Origin of the sequence: Sphingosinicella sp. (assembly GCF_052388015.1) — a bacterium.
GTDB lineage: Bacteria > Pseudomonadota > Alphaproteobacteria > Sphingomonadales > Sphingomonadaceae > Allosphingosinicella.
The window spans coordinates 1-5,937 of the sequence record NZ_JBQTIN010000003.1 but is presented as its reverse complement, the minus strand read 5'-3'; the positions used below and the strand labels follow the sequence as shown (position 1 = coordinate 5,937).

Annotated in this window: 6 protein-coding genes; 1 reads left to right on the top strand and 5 read right to left on the bottom strand. The window is 69.5% G+C overall.

Going from position 1 to position 5,937, the window contains the following annotated elements; all coding sequences use genetic code 11:
• Positions 1 to 83: 83 nt before the first annotated feature.
• Positions 84 to 512 carry a DUF1801 domain-containing protein gene (locus ACT4N3_RS00065; protein WP_444853158.1) on the bottom strand — a complete coding sequence of 143 codons (429 nt, stop codon included), beginning with the start codon at positions 510 to 512 and terminating at the stop codon, positions 84 to 86.
• A gap of 9 nt (positions 513 to 521) precedes the next feature.
• Positions 522 to 1,013: a DUF6265 family protein gene (locus ACT4N3_RS00060; RefSeq protein ID WP_444853157.1), complete on the bottom strand. Its 492-nt coding sequence runs from the start codon at positions 1,011 to 1,013 to the stop codon at positions 522 to 524.
• A 109-nt stretch (positions 1,014 to 1,122) separates the two neighbouring features.
• On the opposite strand from ACT4N3_RS00060, the gene ACT4N3_RS00055 reads away from it, so the two are divergent.
• Positions 1,123 to 1,809, top strand: a complete 687-nt coding sequence (locus tag ACT4N3_RS00055; protein WP_444853156.1) for a helix-turn-helix domain-containing protein — start codon at positions 1,123 to 1,125, stop codon at positions 1,807 to 1,809.
• A 138-nt stretch (positions 1,810 to 1,947) separates the two neighbouring features.
• Here ACT4N3_RS00055 and ACT4N3_RS00050 read toward each other — a convergent pair whose 3' ends face one another.
• The 3 genes from ACT4N3_RS00050 to ACT4N3_RS00040 all read right to left on the bottom strand — a co-directional run.
• Positions 1,948 to 2,712: a class I SAM-dependent methyltransferase gene (locus tag ACT4N3_RS00050; RefSeq protein ID WP_444853155.1), complete on the bottom strand. Its 765-nt coding sequence runs from the start codon at positions 2,710 to 2,712 to the stop codon at positions 1,948 to 1,950.
• Between the two features lie 160 nt (positions 2,713 to 2,872).
• Positions 2,873 to 4,066 carry a serine hydrolase domain-containing protein gene (locus ACT4N3_RS00045; RefSeq protein WP_444853154.1) on the bottom strand — a complete coding sequence of 398 codons (1,194 nt, stop codon included), beginning with the start codon at positions 4,064 to 4,066 and terminating at the stop codon, positions 2,873 to 2,875.
• Between the two features lie 311 nt (positions 4,067 to 4,377).
• A partial coding sequence (locus ACT4N3_RS00040; protein ID WP_444853153.1) for a flavin monoamine oxidase family protein occupies positions 4,378 to 5,937 on the bottom strand: 1,560 nt, incomplete at its 5' end.

Sequence of the window (5,937 nt, the reverse complement as noted above, 5' to 3'; positions counted from 1 at the left end):
CCCGCCTCGTTTCGCCGCCGAAAGCTGAAGCGGGGCTGAACTGCCTCCTCTGGAACTCGCTCATCTCGAGCGAAGTCGAGAGATCAGGCGCCTTCGGGATATTTCTCGTTCATATAGTCGAGCGCGTAGGCGGTCAGCTCTTCCAGCACACTCTCGTCGACGTCGCTCAGCCGCTTGATGTAGAGGCAGGACTTACCGCTCTTGTGCTTGCCGAGTCTGGCGAGAAACGCGTCCTGCGCCGTGGATTGGGTGAGGACATAGAGCACCAGCTCGGTCTTTCGCGGCGAGAAGCCGAGGCGGCACATGGTCCCCCAGTTCTTGCCGCACGGATAGCGATAGGTGCCGAAGCCGATGATGCTCGGCCCCCACATCACGGCCGGCTCACCAGTGATGCGCTCCATCATCGCGCGCACCGTCTTCGCATCCTCGCGCCGCTGCGCGTCAGGCACGGCGTCGATGAAGGCGTCGACCGAGACCTCGGTCGGCCTGGTCTTGAGTTCCAGCTCAGCCATGCGCCCTCCCTATCGCCGGGTGAAGTTCCAGCTCCGCTCCCCGGACCCATCGATCGACGAGATGAACGCGGCCATCGATCGCCCGAACCGGCGATAGCGGATGCGCTGCGGGTAGTCATGCGCGGGATTCTCGAAGGTCGCGCTGGTCGCGTCATGGGCGACGAGGCGGAAACCGACCGCCGCCCCTCCCTGCGGCTGGGCGAAATAGGTCGGCGTGCCGTCCGCGCCCGGCGCGATGCGCAGGAACTCGAACTCGCTGCCCACATTCTCGCGCGTCGAGCGGCTGAAGCCGAGCATCATGCCGTCGCGCGGCGTCGACCATGTCTCCTCCGTCCAGCGGCCGTCCCCCGACGCTTCCCAGCGCCCGCTCATCCAGGCGAGATCCTCGACGCTTGCCGCCGGTGGCGCCGCCTGCCCCATCAGCAGCATGGCCGCGCACGCGATCATCAATCTCTTCATCGTCCCCTCCACTTCGTCACCCCAGCGAAGGCTGGGGTCCATGCCGAGTCAGAATGATGCCAGCCTTCGCTGGCATGACGGCAATGGGGACTTCTATCTCCACTGCCGACCGGGTCTTGAACCAATGCGACAGGCGGATGAAGATGCTACCGTGGACTATCGCGAACAGGCGCCGCCGCCGCACCTCGCCGGCCTGATCAAGACGCGCTGGACGCTGGCCGGCAGCGGCGCAGCGGACGAATGGACGGAACAGCAGGCGACGCCGGACGGCTGCGTCGAGATCATCTGCCGCCGCGCCGGCCGCTCGCGCTGGAACGGTGACCAGCCGGCGAGCTTCGCGGTCGGCCTGATCGAGAAGCCGGAGCCTTTCGAGATCAGCGGCGATTCAAGCTTCGAGGGGCTCCGCCTCTGGCCCTGGGCCTGGTCGCTGACCTTCGGCCTGCCGCTCGCCGCGCTGCGCGGCCGCTGGCTGCCGTTCGAGGCGCCGGATTTCGGCGCGATCGAGGCCCGGCTCGCCGAGACGGGAAGGCTGAACGCGATCGGCCAGGCCATCGTCGCCGCCGAGAGCGTCGCCCAGATGAGCGACACGACCGGCATGAGCCCGCGCACTCTCCAGCGCTGGTTCGCGGTCCATGTCGGCCTGCCGCCGCGCCGCTATTTGCGCCTGCTCCGCTTCCAGCGCGCCTTCGAGACCGCGCCCGGCCAGCCCTCGCTCGCCGGCCACGCCGCCGAGCAGGGCTTCGCCGATCAGGCGCACATGGCTCGCGAGTTCCGCGAACTGGCCGGCACCTCCGCCCGCGCCGCCCGCCGCGGCGCCAAAGGGCCCTTCTTGCCTTAGCCCGCCAACAAATGAGTCATCCCGGCGAAAGCCGGGACCCATGAACGCGGCGCCTTCGGCGTAACGACAAGCGCGTCGCCTCGCTAAGCCGGACGGTGTTCATAGGTCCCGGCTTTCGCCGGGATGACTTTCGAATACCTAGCGCGGCCGGCGGAAGCGGTAGACGAACCGGTCGGTCCGGCCCCGGATCGAGGGGTTGAAGACGTTGACCGAGCGGTCGTCCTGCGGGTTGGCGAGCATGGCGCTCTCGCCGTCGAAGACGAAGCCCGCGCGCTCGAAGTCGGCCCGCACCGTCGCCGGCAGGATGCGGTGCGTCGCCTCGACCTCGGCCCGCGTCTCGCGGCCCGGCGCCGCGACATGGTCGATCACCGCGACGATGCCGCCCGGCCTGGTCGCCCGGAACAGCGCCTGCGTCACCGTGTTCGGATCGATCCGCGGCAGGTTGAACTGGGCGCTCTCCCAATATGCGTCGTGATAGACGAGGTGGAGCATGACGAAATCATAGGTGTCGGCCGGGAAGGACAAGGCCGTCGTCGGGCTCGAGAAGAAAGCGGTGTTGGGCGAGCGCTGCCGGATCGCGGCCGCGGCGTCGCGGATTTGCGGCCGGGCGGCGAAGAAGGACGAGTTCCATCCCGTCACCGATCCGGTCGGCCCGACGGCGCGGGCCATGATCTCGGCATAATAGCCGGTGCCGGTGAAGTAATCGAGGACGCGGTCGCCGCGCCTCAGCCCCAGCCAGCGCAGCACCTCCGCTGGTCGCCGCACGGCGTCGAGGTTCGTCGCCGCCTCCGGCCGTCCCGGCGCGTTCACCGCGGCGGCGAAGTCCGGCGCGCCCCGCTGCGCCTCGGCGGCGGCGAGCGGCGCGGCGGCGATGGCAAGAGCGACCAATGCGCGCTTCAGCATGACGAATTCTCCCCGTTTCGAGATGGAAACGATCTACCACCCCGACCGGTCATGCCCAAGCCCGTTCGACGGATCGCCGGCGCCCTTCGACCGATGGCGACCGGCAGTCCGGGCCCTGCCGCCATGCGCCGGCCCATATGCCGGCGGTGCGGCGACCGGGCTAGCGCACGGCGGCGGCGGGCTCCGGCAGGGCCTGAAGGCGTTCCAGCAAATGGCGAAAGGCCGGTTCCGCGGCATCGTCGCCGAGATTGGTCACCAACAGCACAGCCCTGTCCCGTGCCGGATAGAGCGTCGCCATCGCGACGAAGAAGCCGTTGCTGCCCAGGTGCCGAAGCACCGGCTCGCCATTCTCTCCGCGCGCCGCGACCCAGCCCGGCGCATAATCCCAGCCGCTCTCGGCCGGCGCATGCAGTCGTCGCCAGCTTGCCCGGCTCAGATAGCCCTCGTCGCCCCGCACGCCGCCCAGATGCGCGGCCACGAATCTCGACCAGTCCGCCAAGCTGAGATGAATGGTGCCGGCAGGGCCGGTCGCCGCCGGATTGTCGTCGCCGCGGCCCAGCGGGATACGCCGCCAGCCGCCATTCTGCCCACGGACATGGCCCAGCGGCTGATCGAGGCGGCCTGGCGTTCCCGGCGCGCCGAAGCCCGCACCGGCGAGGCCGAGCGGCGCGAAGACATGCTCGCGGACGAGCGATTCCCAGTCCCGGTCCGCCGCCCGCTCCAACATGGCACCGGCGATCAGATAGCCGGCATTGGAATAGACGGTGCGGCTGTGGGGCGCGGTGGGCGGTGGCGTCTTCATGCCTTCGCCGACCAGCCAGGCGCGCTGATCGCGGAGAGGCCCGCCGCGCGCGACCATCCGCTCCCACAGGGATTGGTCGAAGTTGTTCGGAGCGCCCGAACGGTGGCTGAGCAGCCAGAGCAGCGACAAGTCACGCCAGCCGGCGTGCATGGCGCGCCCGAGCACCTCGCCGATCGTCGACTCCCAGCGGAGCAGGCCGCGCTCGATCAGGCGGGCCGTCAGCGTCGCCGTGAACGTCTTGGTGCAGGAACCGATATGCCAGAGATCCTGCGCTGCGACCGGTGGCCCGTCAGGAATGGCGCGAAGGCCAGCAACGCCGATCGCCCGCATGCCGCCACTCGTCACGATCGCGGCGCCGAGCGCGGGGATGCCCGCCCGCGCCCGTTCGGCCTCGACCAGGGCGGTGAGGTCGCGCGCGGCGGCGGGCTGCAACGCGGCGGCCTGGCACGGGGCCAGCGCCAGGCCGATCGGCAAGGCGGCGAGGCCGAGCGAGAATGAACGGCGGCCGATCCTGCAAGGCCCTTCCCGCGCTTCGCCAGGTTCTCGGATCATGATGCCCTCCAGCCGTGAAGGCGGAACAAGCAGCAAGTTTCGCGCCATCGGATCGTCCGTTGAAAAGCGGCACTTTTCCGCCGCGCGCCGGCGAGAGCGCGTTCACCTGCGGACAGGTTCGTCCGGATACGGACAGCCGCTTCACCCACGCCACCCCGGATTATGTACCCGCGAATTCCGAGCCGCCGGGCGCGCGCACCCTGCACTTGGCTCGGCCTCGTCCGTTACTGGCAAGACCGGCCGCCGGCCGGGCTTCTGCCAGGCGGCCGATGCTCCGCCCCTCTGCCTGAGCCTCAGCTAGCGTCCGTCCGTCACGCCGCCGCCCTCCGCTCCGCCGCATGCTGGGTCATCAGCCGCATCGCCTCGTGCGCGGAGAGCGCCGCGCCCTCCTGCCAGAAGACGACATAGGACAAATGCTCGCCGGCGAAGAAGATCGGCCCTTCCGGCCGCAGCAATTCGGTGTAGCGCTGGCCGCGCCCCTGCGGGGCAAAGTCCTGATGGATCGGACCGACGCCTTCCGACCAGGGCGTCAGCCCCCAGCCGACGGTGACGCCCTTGGCCAAATCCCGCGCGTGTCCCGGGTGCATCCGCTCGACCACCTCGCGGCATACCCGCATCCGCTCGGCATGGCTCATCGCGGTAAATTCCTGGGGATGATTCTGGCCGGTCCAGCCGGCCGCATAGGCCGCGACCAGAATGCCCTTGTCCGAATGCCAGCCGCCCGACGGATACATCAGATTCTCATTATGCTGGTCGGTCCAGCCGAGCCCGCCGTAAATTCCCTCCGCTTCCCAGAAGCGCGGGCTTTCGAACGCCACCTTGACGCTCGGAAGGTAGGGCACGTCGCGGATCGCCGCCTGCTTGGCGGGCGAGAAGTCGCCCGGGATGCGCTGCAGCAGGTTGAGCGGCAGGGTGCAGAGGCAATAGTCCGCCTCGGTCGCCTGGCGTCCCGGGCCATGCTCGATCCGCACCCTTTCGCCTTGCCGGCGGATCGCGGTCACTGGGCTGTTGAGCCGCACCGCAGGCCGCACCTGCTCGTAAATCGCGTGCGCGATCCGGTCCATGCCGCCGACCGGCTGGAACATCGGCGCCTGCTGGTCGAAAAACTCCTCGAAAACGAGCGGCAGCCCCGCCGCCGGCCGGGTCATCAGGTCGGTCAGCTGGAGCGGCGGCGCCGGCCGGCCGGAAGTGTCGTAGCCGCCCGGCAATTCCGCATAGCCCGACTGGCCGGCGGGCGTATATTCGCCCTGCTGGTTGAGGTCGCCATAGAAAGCGAGGAAGCCGCGCAGCGCGCTATGGTCGCCCGTCCCCAGCTCCTGGTCGAGCGCGTGCCGGTCGATCGCCTTGCTGAGCAGTTCGGCGAACCGCCCGCGCACCCCGTTCCGGATCTGCCGGTCCTCGAAAATCCGCCCGCCGAAATCCCAGCGCGCCGCCCGGTTCGAATTGACCATCACCTCGATCGGCACGCCGAGGCGCCGGGCATAGCCGAGGATCGTGTGGTGGACGTGCGGGATGCGCGCCGCGCCGGCGTTGAAAGAGAGCCCCCGGTCGAACTGGCAGATTTGGTCCTCGCGCCCGGTCTGGACGATCCGGTCGCCGCCGCGCAATGTCCACACCCGCCCGCCGATCCGGTCCCGCGCCTCCAGCACGGTTACATTCCAGCCCGCCTGCCTGAGCTCATAAGCGGCGACCAGCCCGGAGATTCCCGCCCCAAGGATGACGACGCTGCGCCCGCGCCCCGATCCGTTCGGCAATTCGAACGGCTCGGCCGAAGCCGGCTCGGCGAGCAGCCCCATCGCCTGCATGCCGAGGAAGACGGCGCTGGCGCCGCCGACCGCGCCGAGCCGCTCCAGGAAATCACGCCGGGTGAT

What these genes read in the sequence shown, in the direction of transcription:
- ACT4N3_RS00065 (WP_444853158.1), bottom strand. Translation starts at nt 512, where the DNA reads ATGGCTGAGCTGGAACTCAAGACCAGGCCGACCGAGGTCTCGGTCGAC.
- ACT4N3_RS00060 (WP_444853157.1), bottom strand. Translation starts at nt 1,013, where the DNA reads ATGGACCCCAGCCTTCGCTGGGGTGACGAAGTGGAGGGGACGATGAAG.
- ACT4N3_RS00050 (WP_444853155.1), bottom strand. Translation starts at nt 2,712, where the DNA reads ATGCTGAAGCGCGCATTGGTCGCTCTTGCCATCGCCGCCGCGCCGCTC.
- ACT4N3_RS00045 (WP_444853154.1), bottom strand. Translation starts at nt 4,066, where the DNA reads ATGATCCGAGAACCTGGCGAAGCGCGGGAAGGGCCTTGCAGGATCGGC.